The organism is Rhodoferax sp. ZS1R25 (assembly GCF_056521335.1).
In genome coordinates this window covers 832,091-854,521 of the sequence record NZ_JBWMAZ010000001.1, presented here as the reverse complement: position 1 = coordinate 854,521, position 22,431 = coordinate 832,091, and the positions used below count along the sequence as shown (strand labels likewise).

Sequence of the window (22,431 nt, the reverse complement as noted above, 5' to 3'; positions counted from 1 at the left end):
AAGGCGCGTGGCGCACAGAGGTCAGCTTGCGTAGTGCAGCAGGGCCTTGGCGGCCTCGATCCTGTCTCTCAACGCAACAGCAGGGTCATTCATCACCTGGGTCAAGAACGCCTTGGGGGTCATCGTGGCGGAGTTGTAGCCCGATGGCGCAACGGCACCGCCCTTGGGCTCACCGGCTACTGGTTCGGCTGGCTGTGCACTCTGGTTCAATGCTGCACGCAAGCGGGTGAGAACCTCGCGAAACTCGGACACCTTCATGGGCTTCAGTCGCGAGAGGATGTCCGCTTGTTGATCCAGATTGGGCGGTATGTCCAGCCAGGGCTCGTCGCCAAATACCGACGCCAGGTCGGGGCTCACGAATGCAGACCAATTGCCGGTGCGCTCTTGCAGGGCCGGCACTTCCCTGGCGTGAACGACAGCCTTCGTAGTTGCCAGCGCAGGCGATGGATACAGGCGAATCCTTTTGGCAGGCAGGGCACTGAGGTATTTGCTTTGCAACGCCACCAGAAAGTCATCGGCGTCCGCAGCACTCACCGGCTCTGCTACAGAGAACCACAACTGCAGTCCGTCCGTGCCCGACACTGCAATGGCCGCTGCGGGCAGCTCCCAATCACTTTGCGTGGCGTGCCATACGGTAGACAGCTCTGACCAATCTGCGGGCCCAGCTACCCCCATCACCATCGCTTTGACCGTGCCATCGAAGGCTACCAAGCGCCCTCGCGCCGGGTGTGCCTCGTCAGGCACCAAGTACAGGCGAGAGAATTCTGCGGTGAAGCGGCTCATAGACTTTGTTGGGTAACGATGCGTGGGAGATCACGGTCTTCAAAGCGACGAGGGCCCCATAGTGGGGCCCTCGTCATGGGTACATATTGTGGAATTCAGCCACACTTGGGGTCACACACGGCTTGGGATTTTCCGATGAACTTGCGAGATTTCAATTCGCTACGTGGGCGGTGCTTGCCACACAGGAAGCAGGACATCGTGGTGGCGCTAGGGCTGGACGCAGTGAGGAATGGGGATCCGCCTACCTTGGACTTGTAGCGTAAGCCGTCTTCCAGGATCTTGGTTTTGTCTGTTGGCTTGCTCATACCTCTATTTTACGTTGTTGGTGGCCCAGATACTGCTTGCCAGTCAGCAGTAAATCCGTCAAAAACCCTTGCTACTATGGGTCTGACTTTGAATTGAACCGAGAGGTGATACCGAATGCAGCCAATGTCTCCATCAGCCAGCGTAAACGCCACGCCTGAGAACGCCAGCCAAAACTTGCGGGATTCAGCGCGTTTTCGCTTTTGCTCGGGAAGATGCCAAGGCGAGCGCCCCCCGGAAGGTGGAGTGGAGCTGGCGCCAGGAAGATGGCGTTGCAGTACTTGCTGGATGGAGATGGCCAGAAAGCGAAGCTAAACATCGGAGCCGCCGTTGTAGCGAACGGCGGATGTGCTCTTCAAGGGATGAGCCCCGGTCTCGTGCCGCTAATGGTCACACACGCAAACTTTGTTTCCTCGCAAACTTTGTTTCCTGAGACTACAAGAAACTCGACACAAAACAAAAAAGGCTCACCGAAGTGAGCCTTTGCTGCCGTGGAATCCCACGTGTCTATTGGTTGCGGAGGCTAGATTTGAACTAACGACCTTTGGGTTATGAGCCCAACGAGCTACCAGGCTGCTCCACTCCGCGTCAAGACTTAAATTATAACCTATTAAGCTTGTGCTGCGTCAGAAGTTTCAACAACTTCTTCAGCACGGTCCACCAATTCGACCAAAGCCATGGGTGCATTGTCGCCAACGCGGAAACCCATCTTCAAGATGCGGGTATAGCCACCGGGACGGGCTTTGAAACGGGGACCCAGCACGTCGAACAGCTTGGTCACGCTATCGCGGTCGCGCAGGCGGTCAAATGCCAGACGGCGGTTGGCCACAGTGGCTTCTTTGGCCAAAGTGATCATGGGTTCAACAACGCGGCGCAGTTCCTTGGCCTTGGGGACCGTGGTCTTGATGACTTCGTGTTCAATCAACGAATTCATCATGTTGCGCAGCATTGCCAAGCGGTGCGAGCTTGTGCGGTTGAGTTTACGTAGTCCGTGTCCGTGACGCATGGTAGTTTTCCTTCAGTTTTTAGACAGGCAGCCGGATCAGGTACTGCCCGTGGCACGGAACCCCTGCGGGGTTCAATTCAAATTAACGCTTTTCCAGAGAAGCGGGAGGCCAGCTTTCCAGCTTCATTCCCAATGTCAGACCACGAGAGGCCAACACTTCCTTGATTTCGTTGAGAGACTTACGACCCAGGTTAGGAGTCTTCAGCAGCTCGTTCTCGGTGCGCTGGATCAGATCACCGATGTAATAGATGTTTTCTGCTTTCAGGCAGTTGGCAGAACGCACGGTCAATTCCAGCTCGTCCACGGGGCGCAGCAAGATAGGATCGAACTGCGTGTTGCCGCGTGGTGCAGGAGAATCGAATGCAGCCAATTCGCTGCCTTCCAACTGTGCGAACACAGCCAGCTGTTCCACCAAAATCTTGGCCGATGCGCGCACAGCGTCTTCTGCAGACACGGCACCATTGGTTTCGATCTCGACGACCAGCTTGTCCAGGTCAGTACGCTGCTCGACGCGAGCGCTTTCCACGGTGTAGCTTACGCGCTTCACTGGCGAGAAAGATGCGTCCAGAACGATACGGCCAATGGACTTATTGGGTTCATCGGCGTAACGGCGCATGCTGCCGGGCACATAGCCACGGCCTTTTTCAACCTTGATCTGCATGTCCAGCTTGCCGCCGTGCGACAAATTGGCAATCACGTGGTCGGGGTTGATGATTTCCACATCGTGCGGTGTCTGAATATCAGCAGCCGTCACCAAACCTTCAACGTCTTTGCGCAGGCTCAACGTCACTTCTTCGCGGTTGTGCAGTTTGAAAACCACACCCTTCAAATTCAGCAGAATGTTGACCACATCTTCTTGCACACCGTCAATCGACGAGTACTCATGCAGAACGCCCGCAATCGTCACCTCGGTGGCTGCAAATCCGGGCATGGACGACAACAACACGCGACGCAAAGCGTTGCCCAGAGTGTGTCCGTAACCACGTTCAAAGGGCTCGAGAGCAACCTTGGCGCGGTTTACACCGATCTGTTCAACACTGATGGACTTGGGCTTCAGCAAATTATTTTGCATGCAACTTCCTCTCAATACCCCCGACTCGTTACGTCAGTAAGGCTGGTGAAGCACCTATATCGCGGTGCCCCGCGATATAGGAACGATTTCAACGACAGTTGTAATTAGCGTGAATACAGTTCGACGATCAACGATTCGTTGATGTCAGCACCGAATTGGTCGCGGTCTGGAACCGACTTGAAGGTACCTTCGGCTTTGTCAATGCTCACGTCCACCCAAGCTGGCATACCAACTTGTTGGGCCAATTGCAGAGCTTCGACGATGCGGTTCTGCTTCTTGGATTTGTCGCGCACACCAACCACATCACCGGCCTTGACCATGTAGGAAGGAATGTTCACGGGGCTACCGTTCACGGTGATCGCTTTGTGAGACACCAGCTGACGTGCTTCTGCACGTGTGGAGCCAAAACCCATGCGGTACACAACGTTGTCCAAGCGGGATTCCAGCAAGAACATCAAATTGGCGCCGGTGTTGCCCTTGCGACGATCAGCTTCAGCAAAGTAGCGGCGGAACTGACGCTCCAGCACGCCATACATGCGCTTGACCTTCTGCTTTTCGCGCAGTTGCAGACCGTAATCGGAGGTGCGTGCGCCAGAGGTGCGGCCATGTTGACCGGGCTTGGAGTCAAATTTGGCCTTGTCACCGATCGAGCGACGAGCGCTCTTCAGGAACAGGTCCGTGCCTTCACGGCGAGAGAGTTTGGCCTTGGGGCCTAGATAGCGTGCCACTTGAACTTCCTTTTATGTCATCTGCCGCACAGAAATGCGGGAGCCGTCAACGAAAGTTGACGGCGGTGGGCTTGTTAAAAACTTAGATACGGCGGCGCTTTTGAGGGCGGCAACCGTTGTGCGGCACGGGTGTCACATCAGCAATCATGTTGATGCGGATGCCCAGTGCTGCCAAGGCACGAACCGAAGATTCGCGACCAGGGCCGGGGCCCTTGATCTCGACGTCGAGGTTCTTGATACCTTGTTCCAGAGCTGCACGGCCGGCCACTTCGGATGCTACCTGGGCAGCAAACGGGGTGGATTTACGTGAACCCTTGAAACCTTGACCACCGGAAGACGCCCAAGACAAAGCATTGCCCTGGCGATCGGTGATGGTAATGATGGTGTTGTTGAACGACGCATGCACGTGGGCAATGCCGTCCGCAACGTTCTTGCGGACTTTCTTGCGCACGCGTTGCGCGGCGTTATTGGCGGGAGCTTTTGCCATAGTGGTATCTCAATCCCTATTATTTCTTCAAGGACGCAGCAGCCTTACGTGGGCCTTTGCGAGTGCGGGCGTTGGTGCGTGTGCGCTGACCGCGCATAGGCAAACCGCGGCGATGACGGAAGCCACGGTAGCAACCAATGTCCATCAAACGCTTGATGTTCATGGTTGTCTCGCGACGCAAATCACCTTCGATTGTAAATTGCGCGATTTGGTCGCGAATTTTTTCCAGGTCTCCATCGGTCAAGTCTTTGACCTTCTTGGAGTAAGCGATGCCACAAGCTTCGCAAATTTTGCGTGCGCGGGTGCGACCGATACCAAAAATAGCTGTCAAGCCAATTTCGGAATGCTGATGCGGCGGAATGTTGATGCCAGCGATACGTGCCATTTTCGTCCTCTAAAACTCTTGCAATTAACCCTGACGCTGCTTGTGACGTGGATCTGTACAGATCACACGCACAACGCCCTTGCGACGGATAATTTTGCAGTTACGGCAAATTTTCTTGACCGAAGCCGAAACTTTCATATTTCTCTCCTAAAACTCTTCGCCCCGTTCCGACTTTGAATCGCGCGGAACATGCGCTGTTACTTTCGTTCTAAACACCATGCGCGTACGACTTCAGTCGTACGACTTCATCTCTCTTCAAGAAGCCTTGAAGTTTGCCTTCTTCAGCAGTGACTCGTATTGCTGCGACATCATGTAGTTCTGAACTTGTGCCATGAAATCCATGGTCACCACCACAATAATCAACAGCGACGTGCCACCGAAGTAAAACGGGACGTTGTACTTCAAGATCAAAAACTCAGGCAAGAGACATACAAACGTGATGTAAATCGCACCAGCCAATGTCAGGCGGAGCAGTATTTTATCGATGTATTTGGCTGTCTGGTCACCAGGACGAATCCCGGGGATGAAAGCACCACTCTTTTTCAAGTTGTCTGCGGTCTCGCGGCTGTTGAATACCAAGGCCGTGTAGAAGAAGCAGAAAAACACAATCGCAGCGGCATACAACATGACATACACAGGCTGCCCAGGACTCAGTGTGCTGGCGATATCTTTCAACCAGCGCATCGACTCACCAGAGCTGAACCAATTTGCAACCGTTGCAGGCAACAGAATGATCGACGAAGCAAAGATGGGAGGAATTACACCTGCCATATTCAACTTCAGTGGCAAGTGCGACGACTGACCACCATACACCTTGTTACCTACTTGGCGCCTGGCGTAATTCACCAGGATCTTGCGCTGACCGCGCTCGACAAACACCACAAAGTAAGTGACCAAGGCAATCAGGACCACCACCAACAATGCCACGATGATGCTCATGGATCCGGTACGCACCAGTTCCAGCAAGCCACCAACGGCATTGGGCAATCCAGCGGCGATACCACCGAAGATCAAGATCGAAATCCCGTTGCCCAAGCCGCGCTCGGTAATTTGCTCACCCAACCACATCAAAAACATGGTTCCTGCTGTCAACGTGACCACAGTGGTCATGCGAAAGCCAAACCCTGGTGCAATCACCAAACCCGCGGACGCTTCCAAAGCCATGGCAATGCCCAGCGACTGAAACAGTGCCAGACCCAGTGTGCCGTAGCGGGTGTACTGGGTAATCTTGCGACGCCCAGCTTCACCTTCTTTTTTCAGCTGTTCAAATGCAGGCAGCACGTAACCGAGCAACTGCATGATGATCGACGCCGAAATGTACGGCATGATTCCCAGCGCAAAAATCGTGAAGCGCGAGAGTGCACCACCCGAAAACATATTGAACAAACTCAATATGCCGCCTTGCTGACCTTTGAACAGCTGTTGCAGCTGAGCAGGGTCAATGCCAGGCACCGGGATGTGCGCACCCAAACGGTACACCACCAAAGCGAGCAGCAAAAAGACGAGTCGGCGACGCAGATCGCCGAACTTACCTGTTTTTGCTGTTTGAGCCGCGTTTGTTGCCACGTGCTAACTTTCGCTTCGCAGAACTTAAGCTACGCTACCACCAGCAGCTTCAATAGCTGCTTTGGCACCGGCTGTTGCACCAATACCGGTGAGCTTGACTGCCTTGGCAATAGCTCCGGTGTTGATAACTTTCACCACTTTGGCGATTTCGCCCACGGCACCGGCTTGCTTCAGAGTCAGCAGATCGACTTCTGCCAAACCCAGAGCTTCCAGCGCTGTCAAAGTGATTTCAGCATTGAACTTCAGCAAGTGCGATTTGAAACCGCGCTTGGGCAAACGACGATGCATAGGCATCTGTCCGCCTTCAAAACCGACTTTATGGTAGCCACCTGAACGGGACTTCTGACCTTTGTGTCCACGGCCAGCAGTTTTACCCAGGCCAGAACCGATACCACGACCCACGCGACGCTTCGCGTGCTTAGCACCGTCAGCGGGCTTGATGTTATTGAGTTCCATCATCAACCTCTTAGAGCACTTTGATCAGGTAGCTGATCTTGTTGATCATTCCGCGCACAGCCGGTGTGTCTTGCAACTCACTGGTGCTGTTGAGCTTGCGCAGACCCAGACCACGCACAGTGGCGCGATGCGATTCTTTGGTTCCAATGGGGCTACGCACCAATTGGATTTTCACGGTTTGTTGTGTTGTCATTTTGAAATCCTCGATTAAGCGAAGAGTTCTTCAACGGTCTTGCCGCGCTTGGCTGCAACCTGAGACGGTGTCGTAGACACAGACAGGGCATCCAACGTGGCACGAACCATGTTGTAAGGATTGCTGGATCCGTGGCTCTTGGCCACGATATCGGTGATACCAATCACTTCAAAAACTGCGCGCATTGGGCCGCCAGCAATGATGCCGGTACCCTTGGGAGCTGGTGCCATCATGACACTGGCTGCACCATGGTGACCCATCACCTTGTGGTGAATGGTTCCGTTTTTCAACGACACCTTGAGCATGTTGCGACGGGCTTCTTCCATCGCTTTTTGAACTGCTGCAGGCACTTCCTTGGATTTGCCCTTGCCCATGCCAATGCGACCATCGCCGTCACCCACTACTGTCAAGGCTGCAAAACCGAGAATACGGCCGCCCTTCACCACTTTGGTGACGCGATTGATCGCGATCATTTTTTCGCGCAGACCGTCCTCAGGACCCTCGGCCTTACCTTGCATTTTTGCTTGAACTTTAGCCATCTTTATTTCCGATCTGCTTAGAACTGCAAGCCAGCTTCACGCGCGGCATCAGCCAACGCCTTGACGCGTCCGTGGTAGGCAAAACCTGCGCGGTCAAACGCAACTTTTTCCACACCAGCGGCTTTGGCTTTTTCAGCCACACGCTTGCCAATGATTTGGGCCGCGGCGACGTTGCCGCCCTTGCCACTAGCACCCAAGGACTTGCGCACTTCTGCTTCCGCAGTGGAGGCGCTTGCCAACACCTTGCCACCGTCGCCAGAGATAACACTGGCGTAGATGTGAAGGTTGGTGCGTGTCACGGTCAAACGTGCAACGCCTTGCGTAGCAATGCGAATGCGAGTCTGACGGGCTCTGCGAAGACGCTGCTCTTTTTTGGTCAACATGTTGCAGCTCCTTATTTCTTCTTGGTTTCTTTGATCGTGATCTTCTCATCCGCATAACGGATGCCCTTGCCCTTGTAAGGCTCTGGGGGACGAATCGCACGAATCTCAGCCGCGATCTGGCCAACACGTTGGCGATCAGCACCTTTGATCAAGATTTCAGTGGGGGTGGGAGTGGCCACGGTAATGCCAGCAGGCATATCCACGTTCACAGGATGGGAGTAACCCACCGCCAAGTTCAACTTGGCACCAGTGGCTTGCGCCTTGTAACCCACACCAACCAGGCTCAGCTTGCGCTCAAAGCCTTTGGTCACACCAACCACCATGTTGTTGACCAACTGGCGAATCGTGCCAGTCATTGCGTCAGCTTCACGGGAGTCGTTGGCAGGCTGAAAGCTCAGCTTGCCAGCGTCGTTAGCGATTTTCACCAGGCTGTTTTGAGCCAAGTGCAAGGAGCCGCCAGTACCCTTCACGCTGATTTGATCAGCCTTGATGGACACCTCGACACCTGCAGGAATGGTGACAGGAAGTTTGCCTACACGGGACATTGTTTATTACTCCTCAATGCAGTGTTAAGCGACGTAGCACAGCACTTCGCCACCGACACCGGAGGCACGCGCTTTGCGATCAGTCATAACACCCTTGGGGGTGGTCACGATGGCAACACCCAAGCCGTTTTGGACTTGAGGAATTGCTTCGCTGCCACGGTATACACGCAGGCCAGGGCGGCTAACGCGCTCGATACGCTCAATCACGGGGCGACCGGCGTAATATTTCAAGGCGATTTGGAGTTCAGACTTTCCACTTTCGGTAGAAACTTTGAAGCCGTCAATATAGCCTTCATCTTTCAACACTTGGGCAATAGCAATCTTCACTTTGGAAGAAGGTACCGAGACAGTTGTCTTGGCAACCATTTGCGCATTGCGGATGCGTGTCAACAGGTCGGCGATGGGATCACTCATGCTCATGTTTTGTTCTCCTATCGCTTACCAGCTGGCTTTGACAATGCCGGGGATCTCACCAGCAAAAGCCATTTCACGAATCTTTGCACGGGCCAGACCGAAGTGCTGGAACGTTCCACGGGGACGACCCGTGATCGCACAACGGTTACGTTGGCGTGTGGGGTTTGCGTTGCGAGGCAACTTTTGCAGACCCAAACGGGCTGCAGCGCGCTCTTCATCAGTACGCTTCACGTCACCAGCGATAGCCTTGAATTCCGCGTATTTCTTCGCGTACTTGGCTGCCAACTTGTCACGCTTGTTTTCGCGTTCGATTAATGCCATCTTAGCCACAGGTCACCTCAATTCTTGAAAGGGAAACGGAAGCCAGCGAGCAGTGCCTTGCACTCTTCGTCGGTCTTGGCCGTTGTGGTGATGCTGATATTGAGGCCGCGCAAGGCATCAACCTTGTCATATTCAATCTCAGGGAAAATGATCTGCTCTTTGACGCCGATGTTGTAGTTACCACGACCATCGAACGCACGACCAGAAATGCCGCGGAAGTCACGTACACGAGGCAGAGCCACGGTCACGAAACGATCCAGGAATTCATACATCTGAACGCCACGCAGAGTCACCATGCAACCAATTGCTTGGCCTTCACGGATCTTGAAGCCGGCAATCGCCTTCTTGGACTTGGTCACCACAGGCTTCTGGCCTGCAATCTTTGTCAAGTCGCTCACAGCGTTGTCCATGACCTTCTTGTCGGCAACGGCTTCGCTCACACCCATGTTCAGGGTGATCTTGGTCAGACGAGGCACTTGCATGGGCGAGGTGTAACCAAACTTGGTTGTCAGCTCAGCTGCCACTTTTTCGCGGTAGTGTTGTTGGAGACGTGCCATGGTTATGCCACCTTGATTTCTTCGCCGCTGGACTTGTAAACGCGAACGCGTTTGCCGTCAGCCAGCACCTTGATACCAACACGGTCAGCCTTGCCAGTCGCGGCATTGAAAATAGCCACGTTGGATTGGTGAATAGGCATGGTCTTTTCAACGATGCCGCCGGTTGTGCCCTTCATGGGGTTTGGCTTGGTGTGCTTCTTCACCAAGTTAATACCATCGACAACTACGTGAGAGTCGTCTTTGCGCAGAGAGATAACTCCGCGCTTGCCCTTATCGCGACCTGCGATAACGATGACTTGGTCGCCTTTGCGAATCTTGTTCATGGCGGGTCCTTACAAAACTTCAGGAGCCAAGGACACGATCTTCATGAACTTTTCAGTACGCAGCTCGCGCGTCACTGGTCCAAAGATGCGGGTGCCGATGGGCTCCAGCTTGGCGTTGAGCAACACTGCTGCGTTGCCGTCGAATTTCACCAAAGAACCGTCGCCACGGCGGATGCCCTTGGCAGTACGAACGACCACAGCACTGTAAACCTCGCCTTTTTTGACGCGGCCACGGGGAGCGGCTTCTTTGATGCTAACTTTGATGATGTCGCCAACACTTGCATAGCGACGCTTAGAACCACCCAGCACCTTGATGCAAAGGACGGACTTAGCGCCGGTGTTGTCGGCAACTTCCAATCGAGATTCAGTTTGGATCATTTCAATATTCCCAACTTGCACCAGAGATTGCATTTGCCACTATGGCAAACACCCTCGTCCAGTCAGTCTTGGGCCCGCTGTCTGCAGCACAAACCACTCATGCTGCATTCATTTGGGCAGAACCTTCATACTTTTTCAAGCGAAGCCCACGATTGTGCCAGTGCTTGATAGGCCTGTCAACAGCTATTCTGGTCGAATTAGCAAATATTGTTGTGCCAAGGCCTTAAATTCGGCCTCTTGGGGTGGCAAGCCGGTCTCTTCCGCAAGGATTGCGGCAACCCGGGGCGCCAAAGAGCTGGCCAGGGCCGCATCGAGGAACAGCAGGCGCGAGCGGCGGGCCAGCACATCTTCCACCGTCACCGCATATTCATAGCGCGCGGCAAACCGCACCATGCCCTCGGTCAGTCCTGGCGCTAGCTCGACGTTGGCACCCGGCATATGGGCCACCACGCTTTGCTCATCGCCATAGCTTGGCAAGCCTGGAGGCAAACAAATCGACTGGACGGCCGTGCCGCCCTTCATGGCTCCCACCAGCTTTAGATGTACCGTGGCACCCTGCGGACGCTGGGGGAGCAGCTGTTTTTCGGCACATTTTTCAAGAACATCTTCTGCCATGGCCCGGTAGGTGGTCCATTTGCCGCCTGTCACCGTGACCAGCCCACTGCGGCTCACCAGCACCGTGTGCTCCCGGCTGATGCCCTTGGTATTGTTACCTTCGTCATCTTGGGGTTTAACCAAAGGCCGCAGACCTACCCAGATGCTTTTGACATCCGCCCGCGTGGGCGCCCGGCGTAGGTAGCGTGCTGATTCGGTCAGGATGAACTCAATTTCTTCCTCGAAGGCCAGCGGCTCGCGGGCCAGGTCGTGTCGCGGTGTGTCCGTAGTGCCCAAGATGACCTTTCCCAACCACGGCACCGCAAACAGCACCCGGCCGTCGGCCGTTTTAGGCACCATAAGCGCGGTGTCGCCGCCCAGAAACTCACGGTCCACCACGATGTGGACGCCTTGGCTGGGTGCCACCATGGGCTTGGTGGGCTTGCGGCCGTCCCCGGCGTTGGCTTCACCATCTTTTTGCCGTAGCTCATCGACCCACACACCCGTGGCATTGACCACGCAGCGCGCTTTTACCGGGTATTGCCGGCCAGTCAACGTGTCTTCACACAGGACACCCTGCACTTTGTTATCTATATAGAGAAGGTCTGCCGCCCGGCAGTAGTTCACCAGCAGCGCACCCTTGGTGGCCGCCGTGCGGGCCAGAGCCAGGGCCAGGCGGGCGTCGTTGAACTGTCCGTCCCAGTACTTCACCCCCCCCTTGAGCCCCTGGGCGCGGGCCGTGGGTAGCAGCTTGAGCGTCGCATCGCGCCCGAGAAACTGGGTCTTGCCCAAACCAGCCTTACCCGCGAGTGCGTCATAGGCCACCAGCCCAGCGCCATAAAACGGGGTCTCCCACCATTGGTAGGAGGGCATCACAAATGGCAGCGGCTGCGCCAGATGCGGGGCATTGTTCAGCAAGGTGGTGCGCTCATGCAGCGCCTCGCGCACCAGGGAAATATTGCCTTGTGCCAGATAGCGCACGCCACCATGCACCAGTTTGGTAGCCCGCGATGAGGTGCCCTTGGCAAAGTCATGCGAGTCGACCAGCACCACACTGAAACCGCGCGCCGCGGCATCCAGTGCCACCCCCAGACCGGTGGCACCACCGCCCACGATGGCAATGTCGTACGTACGGTCTTGCGCCAAGCGCGCAATCAGGTCTTCACGCAGGGTGGGGAGAGGGGGCGCGTCAATGGCCATAAGTATTTTCTAAATGGACAGCGGGCGGGCACAGCACCCAGAACCCGCTGAAAGAACCTTGTGAACGACGGCCACGCAGGAAGTTCCTGCATGGACGTCGTTCTACTGCTCGCGAATTAGCGAACCTTGCCGTTTTTCCATGCGTTCAACAAAGTGTCGTACGCAATGGTCTCACCCTTGGGCTTCTCGTTGGCCAGCTTCTTCCATGGCGCACCCTTGTCGCTCAGCCACTTGTCGGGGCTGCTCTTGGGGTTGAGTTTGGGCGGGCACACAGCCATGCCGGAGCGCTCCAGGCGACCCATCACGCCGTCCATCTCTTCAGCCAGGTTGTCCATGGCAGCTTGCGGGGTCTTCTCACCCGTCACCGCCACAGCCACGTTCTTCCACCACAGCTGGGCCAGCTTGGGGTAATCAGGCACGTTGGTGCCGGTGGGGGTCCATGCCACGCGCGCAGGGCTGCGGTAGAACTCCACCAGGCCACCCAACTTGGGTGCCATGTCGGTCATGGCCTTCGACTGGATATCGGACTCACGGATAGGCGTCAGGCCCACGGTGGTCTTCTTCAGCGAGGTGGTCTTGGCTGTCACGAACTGGGCGTACAACCAGGCCGCGGCGACCTTGTTGGCATCGTGGTCCTTGAAGAAGGTCCACGAACCCACGTCTTGGTAGCCGTTTTGCATGCCTTGTTTCCAGTACGGGCCGTTAGGTCCGGGGGCCATGCGCCACTTGGGCGTGCCGTCTGCGTTCACCACGGGCAGGCCGGGCTTGATCATGTCTGCAGTGAAGGCGGTGTACCAGAAGATTTGCTGGGCGATCTGGCCTTGTGCAGGCACGGGGCCGGCTTCGCCGAAGGTCATGCCGATGGCTTCCTTGGGCGAGTACTTCTTCATCCAGTCGATGTACTTGGTCAGCGCATACACGGCAGCGGGCGAGTTCGTCGCACCGCCACGGGACACAGAGGCGCCTTGAGGTGTGCAACCGTCAGCAGAAGCACGAATGCCCCACTCATCCACAGGCTTGCCGTTAGGGATACCTACGTCCGCCGAACCAGCCATGGACAACCATGCATCGGTGAAGCGCCAGCCCAGGGACGGGTCTTTTTTGCCGTAGTCCATGTGGCCATAAATTGGCTTGCCATCGATGGTCTTGACGTCTTCGCTAAAGAAGGCGGCGATGTCTTCGTAAGCGCTCCAGTTCAACGGAACGCCCAGGTCATAGCCGTACTTGGCCTTGAACTTGGCTTTCAGCTCAGGCTTCTCGAACAGATCAGCGCGGAACCAGTACAGGTTGGCGAACTGTTGGTCGGGCAGCTGGTACAGCTTCTTGTCGGGGGCTGTGGTGAAGCTGGTGCCGATGAAATCCTTGATATCCAGACCCGGGTTGGTCCACTCTTTGCCCGAACCGCTCATGTAGTCGGTCAGATTCAGGATCTTACCGTAGCGGTAGTGGGTACCGATCAGATCGGAGTCGGTGATCCAGCCGTCGTAAATGGACTTGCCGGATTGCATGGAGGTTTGCAGTTTTTCGACCACATCGCCTTCACCGATCAGGTCGTGCTTGACCTTGATGCCGGTGATTTCTTCAAAGGCCTTGGCCAATGTCTTGGATTCGTATTCGTGGGTGGTCAGGGTTTCGGACACCACCGAAATTTCTTTCACGCCCTTGGCTTGCAGTTTTTTGGCGGCTTCGATGAACCACTTCAGCTCCGCAGCCTGCTGGTCCTTGCTCAGGGTAGAAGGCTGGAACTCGCTGTCGATCCATTTCTTGGCAGCCGCTTCATCCGCCCACCCTTGGGTTCCCATGGCGCACGCCATGGCGACGGCCAATACGGAATATCTCAATTTCATTGTCAATCTCCTCGGTCTGATTAACCCCTGTTTGAAAGAATGGCGCGGCCCCAGGGGAGATAAGCCGAACCTTTTGAAAAGAGAGTCAGCCCTTGCGCATCATCAGCCCTAGCAGGGCCATGGAGAGCACGAAGCTGATCCAGATCGAGGGTTCGGCCTCCAGGCCCATCCACTCGACCAGGCGCCCGCTGATGCCCACAAACGCCAGATTCACATAGGCCGCACTCAGCAGCCCGACAAACAGACGGTCACCGCGCGTGGTCTCCATGGGCAGGAAGCCCTTGCGAGAAATGGTGGGTGATTTGATTTCCCACACGGTCATGCCCACCAACATCAGTGCGATGCAGCAAAAAAATACGGCCACCGGCGTGGTCCAAGCCATCCAATCAAACATCGTGGTTTCCTCTTAAACACGGCCCATCGCGAAACCCTTCGCGATGTAATTGCGGACAAACCAAATCACGATGGCACCTGGCACGATGGTCAGCACCCCCGCCGCGGCCAGCGTCGCCCAGTCCATTCCCGCGGCAGACACCGTACGGGTCATGGTGGCGGCAATCGGCTTGGCATTCACACTGGTCAAGGTGCGTGCCAAGAGCAGCTCCACCCAGCTGAACATGAAGCAGAAGAACGCGGCCACGCCCACACCGGCCTTGATCAGCGGGATGTAGATGCGGATGAAAAAGCGCGGGAACGAATAGCCGTCGATGTAGGCGGTCTCGTCAATTTCGCGCGGAATGCCACTCATGAAGCCTTCCAGAATCCACACCGCCAACGGCACGTTGAACAGCAGGTGCACCAGCGCCACCGCAATGTGGGTGTCCATCAGGCCCACCGAGGTGTAGAGCTGGAAAAACGGCAGCAGGAATACCGCGGGCGGCGTCATGCGGTTGGTCAACAACCAGAAGAACACATGCTTGTCACCGAGAAAGCTGTAGCGCGAAAACGCATACGCTGCGGGCAAGGCCACGGTCAAGGAGATGACCGTGTTGATACCCACATAGATCAGGCTGTTGATGTAACCCGAATACCAGGCCGAGTCCGTCAGGATGGTCTTGTAGTTGTCCCAGGTAAAGTGGTCCGGGAACAGCGTGAAGCCCGCGAGGATTTCGTTGTTCGTCTTGAACGACATGTTGACCATCCAGTAAATGGGCAACAGGGCGAACACGATGTACGCCAGCATGAACAGCGAGCGTTTCTGGAACTTCGGCTTATTCATGGCCACCCTCCTTAGCCTGGGTGCCGACGCGCTGCATCCAGTTGTACAAAATGAAGCACATCAACAAAATAATCAGGAAATAGATCAACGAGAACGCAGCGGCAGGTCCCAGGTCAAACTGGCCCACGGCCTTCTGTGTAAGGAACTGCGACAGGAAGGTGGTGGAGTTGCCTGGACCACCGCCCGTGAGCACAAAGGGCTCGGTGTAGATCATGAAGCTGTCCATGAAGCGCAGCAGCACCGCAATCATCAGTACACCGCGCATTTTGGGCAGCTGCACATAGCGGAACACATCGAGCTTGCTGGCACCATCGATGCTGGCGGCCTGGTAGTAAGCATCGGGGATAGAGCGCAGTCCTGCATAGCCCAGCAACGCCACCAGCGGCGTCCAGTGCCACACATCCATCAGCAGCACCGTGAGCCAGGCGTGGGTCGCGTTGCCGGTGTAGCTGTACTCCAGGCCCAGCCCCTGCAGCGCTGCGCCCATGAGGCCGATGTCGGTGCGGCCAAAAATCTGCCAGATGGTGCCCACCACGTTCCAGGGAATCAGCAGGGAGAGTGACACGATCACCAGCACGGCAGATGACTTCCAGCCCTGGGCGGGCATGGACAGTGCCAGCAGAATGCCCAGGGGCAGTTCCACCGCCAGCACCGCAAACGAATAGGTGATCTGGCGCAAGAGCGCGCCGTGCAGCTCTTCATCGCGCATGATGGCTGCGAACCACTCGGTGCCCACAAACACGCGACGCTCGGGCGAGATGATGTCCTGCACCGAATAGTTCACCACCACCATCAGCGGCACGATGGCCGAGAAGGCCACGCAAATCAGCATGGGCAGAATCAAAAACCAGGCGCGCTGGTTGACCGGTTTGGTCGTCGTACTCATGCCACGATCTCCTCGTTTTGGTAGAAGCAGGTGTGTTCACCCATCACCTGCAGCCATACGCTGTCACCGGCGGAGAGCTGTGCGGCGTCGGCGGCCAGACGGGCCTTGATGGTGTGGCCTTCGCGGACCGCACTCACGATCACATGCGTCCCCACGTCCTGCACCTGGGTCACAGTCATCGGCAGAGCGCCGGGCGCATTCGCACCGGCCACACTGACGTACTCGGGGCGCACACCCAGCTTGAACTCGCCATTGGCCAACGGCCTGGCGTGCGGCAGCGCTACCACCGCGCCGGCAGTATGAAAGTCGCCATCGGCATTGCGACCGGGCAGAAAGTTCATGCCGGGTGAGCCAATGAAATGGCCTACAAAGGTGTGGCTGGGGCGCTCGAACAAATCGGCCGCCGAACCCACCTGTACCGCGCGACCGCGCGTCATCACCACCACCTGCTCGGCGAAGGTCAGGGCTTCCACCTGGTCATGGGTCACATAGATCAGCGTGAGCTTGAGCTCGTGGTGAATCTGCTTGAGCTTGCGGCGCAGCTGCCATTTCAGGTGCGGGTCAATCACTGTGAGGGGCTCGTCAAACAGCACGGCCGATACATCAGGCCGCACCAGGCCGCGGCCTAGGGAAATCTTTTGCTTGGCATCGGCCGCCAGACCGGCAGCGCGCTGGTTGAGCTGGCCGCTCATCTCCAGCATCTCCGCGATCACACCCACGCGCTTCTTGATTTGGTCTGCCGGCATCTTGCGGTTGCGCAGCGGGAAGGCCAGGTTCTCAGCCACCGTCATGGTGTCGTAGATCACCGGGAACTGGAACACCTGCGCGATGTTGCGCTGCTGCGGCGTGGCGCGCGTGACATCCTGGCCATCAAAAAGCACCGTGCCTTGCGAAGGTGTAACCAGGCCCGACATGATGTTGAGCAAGGTGGTCTTGCCGCAGCCCGAGGGGCCCAGCAGCGCGTAGGCACCGCCATCGTCAAAGGTCATTTTCAGCGGCAGCAGCGCGTAGTCGCTGTCCTGCTGCGGGTTGGCCCGGTAGGCATGGGCCAAGTCAAGTTCTATGCGTGCCATATCAGCGTCCTTTGCCGCGCACGGGGGCCAGCAGCAACATGCCCTGCGCGTCAAACACATAGACCTGCGCGGGATTGAAAAAGAAAGTGCAAGGCTGGCCCAGGTCAAAGTGGTGCACACCGGTCAGCTGTGCCACCAGTTCGCCCAAAGGCGTCTCGAAGTGCACAAAGGTGTCAGTGCCCGAAATTTCGGCCAGCTCCACCGTACCCACCAAGGCCACATCGCCCTCCTGAGCGCGCACGCGCAGTGCGCTGGCGCGCATGCCCACCGTGAGCGTTGCCGATTTGGTGGTCGGCAAAGCCAGCGCAATCTGCGGGCCCTGGGCCAGTTGCACGCCGGTAGGTGCGAAGCTGGCGGCCAGCAGGTTCATGGGGGGGTCGCTAAAGGCGCGCGCCACGCGGATCGACTGGGGCGCATGGAACACCTCGGCCGTGGGACCGTACTGCAACAGCTCACCCGCATCCAGCACCGCGGTATAGCCGCCCAGCAGCAGGGCTTCGCCGGGTTCGGTGGTCGCATAAATCACCGTGGAGTCGCCCGCGGCAAACAGTGCGGTCAGCTCATCGCGCAATTCTTCGCGCAGCTTGTAGTCCAGGTTCACCAGTGGCTCGTCCAGCAGCATCAATGGTGCGCCCTTGGCCAGCGCACGGGCCAGGGCCACGCGCTGCTGCTGGCCGCCCGACAGCTCGGCCGGGTAGCGGTCCAGAAACATCTCGATGTGCAGCTTGGCGGCCAGCTCGTGCACGCGCTGGTTCACATTTTTTTCGCCGCGCAGCTTCAGTGGCGAGGCAATGTTGTCGCGCACCTTGAGCGAGGGGTAGTTGATGAACTGCTGGTAGACCATGGCCACATTGCGTTCACGCACGGGCATGCCCGTCACATCGGCCCCATCCACCCGCACCTGGCCGGCACTGGGAGCGTCCAGCCCCGCCATGATGCGCATCAGGCTGGTCTTGCCGGCCTGGGTAGCACCCAGCAGCACGGTCACCGCACCACTGCGCGGCGCCAGGCTCATGTCATACAGCCAGGTCTGCGGCCCTACTTTTTTGCTGATGCCTTCCAGAGTCAACTGCATCACGCCACCTTTTCTTGTTGCATAGAGAACCGAGATGATTTTCGAATCGGCGAATTATTGTTCGTTTTGATTCGTTTTATCTTGGTATTAACCCTATGAATGTTCCTTTTGATTCGTTTTACAGTCTGGCCGTCCCGGCGATTCGGGGTAAAAACACACCATGCACCCAAACCCCCGACAACTCACCCTGCTCTCGGTCGTCCAGGCCCAAGGCTCCGTCACCGTGGAGCAGCTGGCGGAAACACTGGGCGTGACCCTGCAGACCGTGCGGCGCGATGTGCAACGCCTGGCCGACGAAGGCATGCTGGCGCGCTTTCACGGCGGGGTTCGGGTGCCCAGTTCCACCACCGAGAACATTGCCCACCAGCAGCGCGAGAGCCTGAACGCCGACGGCAAGTCGCGCATCGCACGCGCCGTGGCGGCTGTAGTGCCCAATGACTGCTCGCTGATCCTCAACATCGGCACCACCACCGAAGCCATTGCGCGCGCGCTGCTGCACCACACCGGCCTGCGCGTGATCACCAACAACCTGAACGTGGCCAGCATCCTGAGCACCAACCCCAAGTGCGAGGTCATCGTGGTGGGTGGCGTGGTGCGCGGGCGCGACCAGGGCATCGTGGGCGAAGCGGCCGTGGACTTCATCCGCCAGTTCAAGGTGGACCTGGCGCTGATCGGCATCTCGGGCATTGAGGCCGACGGCACGCTGCGCGATTACGACTACCGCGAGGTGAAGGTGGCGCAAACCATCATTTCGCATGCACGCGAAGTCTGGCTGGCCGCCGACATCAGCAAGTTCAACCGCCCCGCCATGGTGGAGGTAGCCACGCTGTCGCAGATCGACCGGCTGTTCACCGACGCCCCGCCCCCCGAACCCTTTGCCGCCCTGCTGGCCGAGGCCCAGGTGCGCCTGGCGGTGGCCCTGCCTTGATCTGCTCACTCTGATTTTTTGAAACCCTGATTGCCATGACCTACCTGCTTGCCCTCGACCAAGGCACCTCCAGCTCCCGCAGCATCGTGTTCGACCCCAGCGGCCGCACGGTTGCCATGGCGCAAAAGGAGTTGACCCAGATTTACCCCCAGCCCGGATGGGTGGAGCACGACGCGCTGGAGATCTGGCGCATCCAGCTCGCCACGGCGCGCGAGGCGCTGGCCAAGGCCGGCATCACCGCGGCACAGGTGAAGGCCGTGGGTATTACCAACCAGCGCGAAACCACGGTGGTGTGGAACCGCAAGACCGGCCAACCCATCCACCACGCCATCGTCTGGCAAGACCGCCGCGCCGAGCCCACCTGTGTAGAGCTGCGTGCGCGCGGCCTGGCCGACACCATCCGCGACAAGACCGGCCTGCTGGTGGATGCCTATTTCTCGGGCACCAAACTCAAGTGGATCCTGGACCAGGTGCCCGGCGCGCGCGCGCAGGCTGCCAACGGCGAGCTGGCCTTTGGCACCATCGACAGCTGGCTGATCTGGCAGCTGACCGAGGGCCGCGTGCACGCCACCGACGTGAGCAATGCCTCGCGCACCATGCTCTTCAATGTGCACACCAACCTGTGGGACGAAGACCTGCTGGCCGCGCTGGACATTCCTGCAGCCCTGATGCCCACGGTGCAGCCCTCGGCCTCGCTGTTCGGCGAAGTGAGCCCTGCGCTGCTGGGCCATGCGATTCCGATTGGCGGTGTGGCGGGCGACCAGCAAAGCGCGCTGTTTGGCCAGGCTTGCTTCAAGGCCGGCATGGTGAAGAACACCTATGGCACAGGCTGCTTCATGCTCATGCACACCGGCCACAACTTCCAGACCTCCGAGAACGGCCTGATCACGACCAGCGCGGCGCAGACGACCACCAAGCCTGAGTTCGCGCTGGAAGGCAGCGTGTTTGTGGGTGGCGCGGTCGTGCAGTGGCTGCGCGACGGGCTGCATGCCATTCAGGGCAGTGGCGAGGTTCAGAGCCTGGCGCAAAGCGTGCCCGACTCGGGTGGCGTCATCGTGGTGCCGGCCTTCACCGGCCTGGGCGCGCCCTATTGGAAACCCGACGCACGCGGCTCGATTACAGGCCTCACCAGGGGCTCAACCCTCGCCCACATTGCGCGGGCCGCTCTCGAAAGCATAGCATTCCAGAGTGCCGCGCTGCTGCAAGCCATGAGCCGCGACGCCGTGCGCGCGGGTGGCGCGCAGGTGTCTGAACTGCGCGTGGATGGCGGCGCCTGCGTGAACGATTTGCTCATGCAGTTCCAGGCGGACCTGCTGGGCATACCCGTGGTGCGCCCCGAGATCACCGAGACCACGGCCCTGGGTGCCGCCTACCTGGCCGGCCTGACGCTGGGCGTCTACAACGGGCTGGACGAGATTGCGGCCCAATGGCGTGCCGAGCGGGTCTTCCGCCCCACCATGCAGCGCACGCAAGCCGAAGAGCGCATGGCGCAATGGGAGCACGCCGTGCGCCAGGCCACCGCCGCCTGATGATGAAGACCTTTTTGTACCTGAAAATCGGCACCCGCCTGGCCCTGGCCTTTGGCATCTTGATGGGCCTGCTGGTCTTGCTCAGCGTGGTGGCAGCACTGCAAGCGGGGCGCCTGCAGGCAGACAGCAGCTACCTGCGCACGGACGTGGTGCCCTCGCTGGGCATGGTGCACACCATGGTGGCCGAAACTGGCCGCCTGCGCAGCCTGGAGGCCCAGCACATCCTGATGGACGACATCAACCGCCAGAAAGAGGTGGACCAGGCCATCGCCAAAAGCCGCGCACTGCTGGACGCCCAGCTCAAAGCCTACGAGGCCGTGCTGTCGGGCGACGCCGACCGCCAGCTGCACCAGGCCGTGGCCACCCAGGCGCAGGCCTACTACCAGACGCAAAACCGTGTGCTGGAGATTTCGCGCCAAGCCGCGGCCGCCGACTCGAAAGAGATGGCCACCATCCAGAAAAACGTGGCACGCGAGGCCTTGCTGGGCGATTCACAGGCCGCGTTTGACAAGATGGACGCGGCCACCGTGGCGCTGTACCTGCACAACGAGGCATCTGCCGAGACTGTGAGCCAACGCTCGGTGGCCACCTACGGCAGTGCGCTGTGGATTCTGGCCGGAGTGACACTTGCCGCGCTCTTGGTGGGCGTGGTGGCGGCCTTGGTGATCACCCGCTCCATCACTGGCCCGCTGCGCCGCGCCGTGGGCCTGGCCACCGCCGTGGCCGATGGGGACCTGACCCAGCGCCTGGAGGTGCAGGGCAGCGACGAACTGGCCACGCTGCTGCACGCCCTGGTGCGCATGAACGCGGGCCTGGGCACCATCATTGGCGAGGTGCAGCAGGGGGCGGACGCCATTGCCACCGCCTCGCACCAGATCGCCCAGGGCAACCTGGACCTGTCCGCCCGCACCGAAAACCAGGCCTCCAGCCTGCAGCACACCGCGTCTTCGGTGGAAGAAATGGCCAGCACCGTCAACGCCAGTGCCGACAACGCGCGCCAGGCCAGCATGCTGTCCAGCCAAGCCGCCACCGTGGCGGTGCGCGGCGGCGAGGCCGTGGGCCAGGTGGTGCAGACCATGGGCGGCATCCAGGAGGCCAGCCGCAAGATCGTGGACATCATTGCCGTGATCGATGGCATTGCCTTCCAGACCAACATCCTGGCGCTCAACGCGGCGGTAGAGGCCGCGCGTGCCGGCGAGCAGGGGCGTGGCTTTGCCGTGGTAGCCGGTGAGGTGCGGGTGCTGGCCCAGCGCAGTGCCGAGGCCGCACGCGAGATCAAGGCCCTGATCAGCGCCAGCGTGGAGAAGGTGGAGGCTGGCAACGGCCTGGTGCAGCACGCGGGCCAGACCATGGGCGAGGTGGTGAGCCAGGTGCAGCGCGTGGCCACGCTGATTGGCGAGATCACCACCGCCAGCGCCGAGCAAAGCCAGGGCATTGGCCAGATCAACGCCGCGGTGAGTGCGTTGGACCAGACCACGCAGCAAAACGCCGCGCTGGTGGAGCAAATGGCCTCGGCCGCCGACAGCCTGCGCACCCAGGCCCAGCGCCTGAGCACCTCGGTGGCGCGCTTCCGCCTGGCCCGCCCGGCCTGAACACCCCCCTGGCTTGGGTAGACTCTGGCGCTGGACCACAGCACCATTC

29 protein-coding genes and 1 tRNA gene are annotated in these 22,431 nt (G+C 58.5%); 3 read left to right on the top strand and 27 right to left on the bottom strand.

Translation table 11 applies throughout. The annotated features are described in order from the left end of the window. Positions 1-21 precede the first annotated feature (21 nt). From AC097R_RS04025 to AC097R_RS03895, 27 genes are all read right to left on the bottom strand, one after another. The gene (locus AC097R_RS04025; protein WP_479596328.1) at positions 22-783 is read right to left on the bottom strand and encodes a hypothetical protein; all 762 of its coding nucleotides are present in this window, start codon (positions 781-783) and stop codon (positions 22-24) included. Between the two features lie 95 nt (positions 784-878). Next, positions 879-1,088, bottom strand: a complete 210-nt coding sequence (locus AC097R_RS04020) for a hypothetical protein (RefSeq protein WP_479596327.1) — start codon at positions 1,086-1,088, stop codon at positions 879-881. A 509-nt stretch (positions 1,089-1,597) separates the two neighbouring features. Beyond that, a tRNA-Met gene (locus AC097R_RS04015) sits at positions 1,598-1,674 on the bottom strand. Positions 1,675-1,696: 22 nt separating this feature from the next. Further along, positions 1,697-2,092, bottom strand: coding sequence for a 50S ribosomal protein L17 (gene rplQ, locus AC097R_RS04010; protein WP_479596326.1), 396 nt, complete (start codon positions 2,090-2,092; stop codon positions 1,697-1,699). 82 nt (positions 2,093-2,174) lie between these two features. Then, positions 2,175-3,164 carry a DNA-directed RNA polymerase subunit alpha gene (locus tag AC097R_RS04005; RefSeq protein WP_310340888.1) on the bottom strand — a complete coding sequence of 330 codons (990 nt, stop codon included), beginning with the start codon at positions 3,162-3,164 and terminating at the stop codon, positions 2,175-2,177. Between the two features lie 104 nt (positions 3,165-3,268). Further along, complete coding sequence (gene rpsD, locus AC097R_RS04000; RefSeq protein ID WP_479596325.1) at positions 3,269-3,892, bottom strand: 30S ribosomal protein S4; 624 nt, start codon at positions 3,890-3,892, stop codon at positions 3,269-3,271. Between the two features lie 82 nt (positions 3,893-3,974). Next, the gene (gene rpsK, locus AC097R_RS03995; protein ID WP_029706489.1) at positions 3,975-4,379 is read right to left on the bottom strand and encodes a 30S ribosomal protein S11; all 405 of its coding nucleotides are present in this window, start codon (positions 4,377-4,379) and stop codon (positions 3,975-3,977) included. Between the two features lie 19 nt (positions 4,380-4,398). After that, entirely contained in the window at positions 4,399-4,764 is a 366-nt protein-coding gene (rpsM, locus tag AC097R_RS03990; RefSeq protein WP_105259338.1) for a 30S ribosomal protein S13, read from the bottom strand. Positions 4,765-4,788: 24 nt separating this feature from the next. Next, a complete protein-coding gene (gene rpmJ / locus AC097R_RS03985) occupies positions 4,789-4,902 on the bottom strand; it encodes a 50S ribosomal protein L36 (RefSeq protein ID WP_012348927.1) in 114 nt (37 codons plus the stop codon). Positions 4,903-5,019: 117 nt separating this feature from the next. Continuing rightward, on the bottom strand, positions 5,020-6,330 hold the full coding sequence (gene secY / locus AC097R_RS03980) for a preprotein translocase subunit SecY (protein WP_310340923.1): 1,311 nt from the start codon (positions 6,328-6,330) through the stop codon (positions 5,020-5,022). A gap of 24 nt (positions 6,331-6,354) precedes the next feature. Next, entirely contained in the window at positions 6,355-6,786 is a 432-nt protein-coding gene (gene rplO, locus AC097R_RS03975; RefSeq protein ID WP_477888555.1) for a 50S ribosomal protein L15, read from the bottom strand. Between the two features lie 10 nt (positions 6,787-6,796). Continuing rightward, complete coding sequence (gene rpmD, locus AC097R_RS03970) at positions 6,797-6,979, bottom strand: 50S ribosomal protein L30 (protein WP_310340925.1); 183 nt, start codon at positions 6,977-6,979, stop codon at positions 6,797-6,799. A 14-nt stretch (positions 6,980-6,993) separates the two neighbouring features. Further along, on the bottom strand, positions 6,994-7,518 hold the full coding sequence (rpsE, locus tag AC097R_RS03965; RefSeq protein WP_310340927.1) for a 30S ribosomal protein S5: 525 nt from the start codon (positions 7,516-7,518) through the stop codon (positions 6,994-6,996). A 17-nt stretch (positions 7,519-7,535) separates the two neighbouring features. Beyond that, positions 7,536-7,901: a 50S ribosomal protein L18 gene (gene rplR / locus AC097R_RS03960; RefSeq protein ID WP_310340929.1), complete on the bottom strand. Its 366-nt coding sequence runs from the start codon at positions 7,899-7,901 to the stop codon at positions 7,536-7,538. 11 nt (positions 7,902-7,912) lie between these two features. Next, on the bottom strand, positions 7,913-8,446 hold the full coding sequence (gene rplF / locus AC097R_RS03955) for a 50S ribosomal protein L6 (RefSeq protein WP_479596324.1): 534 nt from the start codon (positions 8,444-8,446) through the stop codon (positions 7,913-7,915). A gap of 24 nt (positions 8,447-8,470) precedes the next feature. Further along, the gene (gene rpsH, locus AC097R_RS03950; protein WP_310340935.1) at positions 8,471-8,866 is read right to left on the bottom strand and encodes a 30S ribosomal protein S8; all 396 of its coding nucleotides are present in this window, start codon (positions 8,864-8,866) and stop codon (positions 8,471-8,473) included. Between the two features lie 18 nt (positions 8,867-8,884). Further along, positions 8,885-9,190, bottom strand: a complete 306-nt coding sequence (gene rpsN, locus AC097R_RS03945) for a 30S ribosomal protein S14 (RefSeq protein ID WP_310340938.1) — start codon at positions 9,188-9,190, stop codon at positions 8,885-8,887. Between the two features lie 8 nt (positions 9,191-9,198). Continuing rightward, positions 9,199-9,738 carry a 50S ribosomal protein L5 gene (gene rplE / locus AC097R_RS03940; protein WP_310340943.1) on the bottom strand — a complete coding sequence of 180 codons (540 nt, stop codon included), beginning with the start codon at positions 9,736-9,738 and terminating at the stop codon, positions 9,199-9,201. A gap of 2 nt (positions 9,739-9,740) precedes the next feature. Beyond that, on the bottom strand, positions 9,741-10,061 hold the full coding sequence (gene rplX / locus AC097R_RS03935) for a 50S ribosomal protein L24 (RefSeq protein WP_310340946.1): 321 nt from the start codon (positions 10,059-10,061) through the stop codon (positions 9,741-9,743). 9 nt (positions 10,062-10,070) lie between these two features. Then, positions 10,071-10,439 carry a 50S ribosomal protein L14 gene (gene rplN / locus AC097R_RS03930; protein ID WP_007861702.1) on the bottom strand — a complete coding sequence of 123 codons (369 nt, stop codon included), beginning with the start codon at positions 10,437-10,439 and terminating at the stop codon, positions 10,071-10,073. Positions 10,440-10,622: 183 nt separating this feature from the next. Next, positions 10,623-12,233: a glycerol-3-phosphate dehydrogenase/oxidase gene (locus AC097R_RS03925; RefSeq protein ID WP_479596323.1), complete on the bottom strand. Its 1,611-nt coding sequence runs from the start codon at positions 12,231-12,233 to the stop codon at positions 10,623-10,625. A gap of 116 nt (positions 12,234-12,349) precedes the next feature. Then, on the bottom strand, positions 12,350-14,080 hold the full coding sequence (locus tag AC097R_RS03920) for an ABC transporter substrate-binding protein (RefSeq protein ID WP_479596322.1): 1,731 nt from the start codon (positions 14,078-14,080) through the stop codon (positions 12,350-12,352). An 85-nt stretch (positions 14,081-14,165) separates the two neighbouring features. Continuing rightward, entirely contained in the window at positions 14,166-14,474 is a 309-nt protein-coding gene (locus tag AC097R_RS03915; RefSeq protein ID WP_479596321.1) for a DUF2160 domain-containing protein, read from the bottom strand. A gap of 12 nt (positions 14,475-14,486) precedes the next feature. Next, on the bottom strand, positions 14,487-15,299 hold the full coding sequence (locus tag AC097R_RS03910) for a carbohydrate ABC transporter permease (protein ID WP_479596320.1): 813 nt from the start codon (positions 15,297-15,299) through the stop codon (positions 14,487-14,489). Then, positions 15,292-16,185, bottom strand: coding sequence for a carbohydrate ABC transporter permease (locus tag AC097R_RS03905; protein WP_479596319.1), 894 nt, complete (start codon positions 16,183-16,185; stop codon positions 15,292-15,294). The genes AC097R_RS03910 and AC097R_RS03905 overlap by 8 nt, the downstream gene beginning before the upstream one ends. After that, a complete protein-coding gene (locus AC097R_RS03900) occupies positions 16,182-17,258 on the bottom strand; it encodes an ABC transporter ATP-binding protein (protein WP_479596318.1) in 1,077 nt (358 codons plus the stop codon). Before AC097R_RS03900 ends, AC097R_RS03905 begins: the two co-directional genes overlap by 4 nt. Before the next feature lies 1 nt (position 17,259). Continuing rightward, the gene (locus AC097R_RS03895; protein WP_479596317.1) at positions 17,260-18,333 is read right to left on the bottom strand and encodes an ABC transporter ATP-binding protein; all 1,074 of its coding nucleotides are present in this window, start codon (positions 18,331-18,333) and stop codon (positions 17,260-17,262) included. Between the two features lie 160 nt (positions 18,334-18,493). Here AC097R_RS03895 and AC097R_RS03890 point away from each other — a divergent pair, with 160 nt between their 5' ends. The 3 genes from AC097R_RS03890 to AC097R_RS03880 are packed head-to-tail and all read left to right on the top strand — an operon-like array spanning position 18,494 to position 22,382. After that, entirely contained in the window at positions 18,494-19,261 is a 768-nt protein-coding gene (locus AC097R_RS03890; RefSeq protein ID WP_479596316.1) for a DeoR/GlpR family DNA-binding transcription regulator, read from the top strand. A gap of 35 nt (positions 19,262-19,296) precedes the next feature. After that, complete coding sequence (glpK, locus tag AC097R_RS03885) at positions 19,297-20,790, top strand: glycerol kinase GlpK (protein ID WP_479596315.1); 1,494 nt, start codon at positions 19,297-19,299, stop codon at positions 20,788-20,790. Next, positions 20,754-22,382 (top strand): methyl-accepting chemotaxis protein, encoded by a 1,629-nt coding sequence (locus tag AC097R_RS03880; protein ID WP_479596313.1) that lies wholly within the window; start codon positions 20,754-20,756, stop codon positions 22,380-22,382. The genes glpK and AC097R_RS03880 overlap by 37 nt, the downstream gene beginning before the upstream one ends. Positions 22,383-22,431: the final 49 nt, after the last annotated feature.

Coding starts and splice junctions, on each gene's coding strand:
- rpsK (WP_029706489.1), bottom strand. CDS start 4,379: ATGGCAAAAGCTCCCGCCAATAACGCCGCGCAACGCGTGCGCAAGAAA.
- rplX (WP_310340946.1), bottom strand. CDS start 10,061: ATGAACAAGATTCGCAAAGGCGACCAAGTCATCGTTATCGCAGGTCGC.
- AC097R_RS03915 (WP_479596321.1), bottom strand. CDS start 14,474: ATGTTTGATTGGATGGCTTGGACCACGCCGGTGGCCGTATTTTTTTGC.
- AC097R_RS03890 (WP_479596316.1), top strand. CDS start 18,494: ATGCACCCAAACCCCCGACAACTCACCCTGCTCTCGGTCGTCCAGGCC.
- AC097R_RS04020 (WP_479596327.1), bottom strand. CDS start 1,088: ATGAGCAAGCCAACAGACAAAACCAAGATCCTGGAAGACGGCTTACGC.
- rplN (WP_007861702.1), bottom strand. CDS start 10,439: ATGATCCAAACTGAATCTCGATTGGAAGTTGCCGACAACACCGGCGCT.
- rplO (WP_477888555.1), bottom strand. CDS start 6,786: ATGGAACTCAATAACATCAAGCCCGCTGACGGTGCTAAGCACGCGAAG.
- rpsM (WP_105259338.1), bottom strand. CDS start 4,764: ATGGCACGTATCGCTGGCATCAACATTCCGCCGCATCAGCATTCCGAA.
- AC097R_RS03925 (WP_479596323.1), bottom strand. CDS start 12,233: ATGGCCATTGACGCGCCCCCTCTCCCCACCCTGCGTGAAGACCTGATT.
- rpsH (WP_310340935.1), bottom strand. CDS start 8,866: ATGAGCATGAGTGATCCCATCGCCGACCTGTTGACACGCATCCGCAAT.
- rplF (WP_479596324.1), bottom strand. CDS start 8,446: ATGTCCCGTGTAGGCAAACTTCCTGTCACCATTCCTGCAGGTGTCGAG.
- rplQ (WP_479596326.1), bottom strand. CDS start 2,092: ATGCGTCACGGACACGGACTACGTAAACTCAACCGCACAAGCTCGCAC.
- rpsE (WP_310340927.1), bottom strand. CDS start 7,518: ATGGCTAAAGTTCAAGCAAAAATGCAAGGTAAGGCCGAGGGTCCTGAG.
- rpmD (WP_310340925.1), bottom strand. CDS start 6,979: ATGACAACACAACAAACCGTGAAAATCCAATTGGTGCGTAGCCCCATT.
- AC097R_RS03900 (WP_479596318.1), bottom strand. CDS start 17,258: ATGGCACGCATAGAACTTGACTTGGCCCATGCCTACCGGGCCAACCCG.
- glpK (WP_479596315.1), top strand. CDS start 19,297: ATGACCTACCTGCTTGCCCTCGACCAAGGCACCTCCAGCTCCCGCAGC.
- AC097R_RS03905 (WP_479596319.1), bottom strand. CDS start 16,185: ATGAGTACGACGACCAAACCGGTCAACCAGCGCGCCTGGTTTTTGATT.
- rplR (WP_310340929.1), bottom strand. CDS start 7,901: ATGTTGACCAAAAAAGAGCAGCGTCTTCGCAGAGCCCGTCAGACTCGC.
- AC097R_RS03880 (WP_479596313.1), top strand. CDS start 20,754: ATGGGAGCACGCCGTGCGCCAGGCCACCGCCGCCTGATGATGAAGACC.
- AC097R_RS03895 (WP_479596317.1), bottom strand. CDS start 18,333: ATGCAGTTGACTCTGGAAGGCATCAGCAAAAAAGTAGGGCCGCAGACC.
- AC097R_RS03910 (WP_479596320.1), bottom strand. CDS start 15,299: ATGAATAAGCCGAAGTTCCAGAAACGCTCGCTGTTCATGCTGGCGTAC.
- rplE (WP_310340943.1), bottom strand. CDS start 9,738: ATGGCACGTCTCCAACAACACTACCGCGAAAAAGTGGCAGCTGAGCTG.
- AC097R_RS03920 (WP_479596322.1), bottom strand. CDS start 14,080: ATGAAATTGAGATATTCCGTATTGGCCGTCGCCATGGCGTGCGCCATG.
- AC097R_RS04025 (WP_479596328.1), bottom strand. CDS start 783: ATGAGCCGCTTCACCGCAGAATTCTCTCGCCTGTACTTGGTGCCTGAC.
- rpmJ (WP_012348927.1), bottom strand. CDS start 4,902: ATGAAAGTTTCGGCTTCGGTCAAGAAAATTTGCCGTAACTGCAAAATT.
- AC097R_RS04005 (WP_310340888.1), bottom strand. CDS start 3,164: ATGCAAAATAATTTGCTGAAGCCCAAGTCCATCAGTGTTGAACAGATC.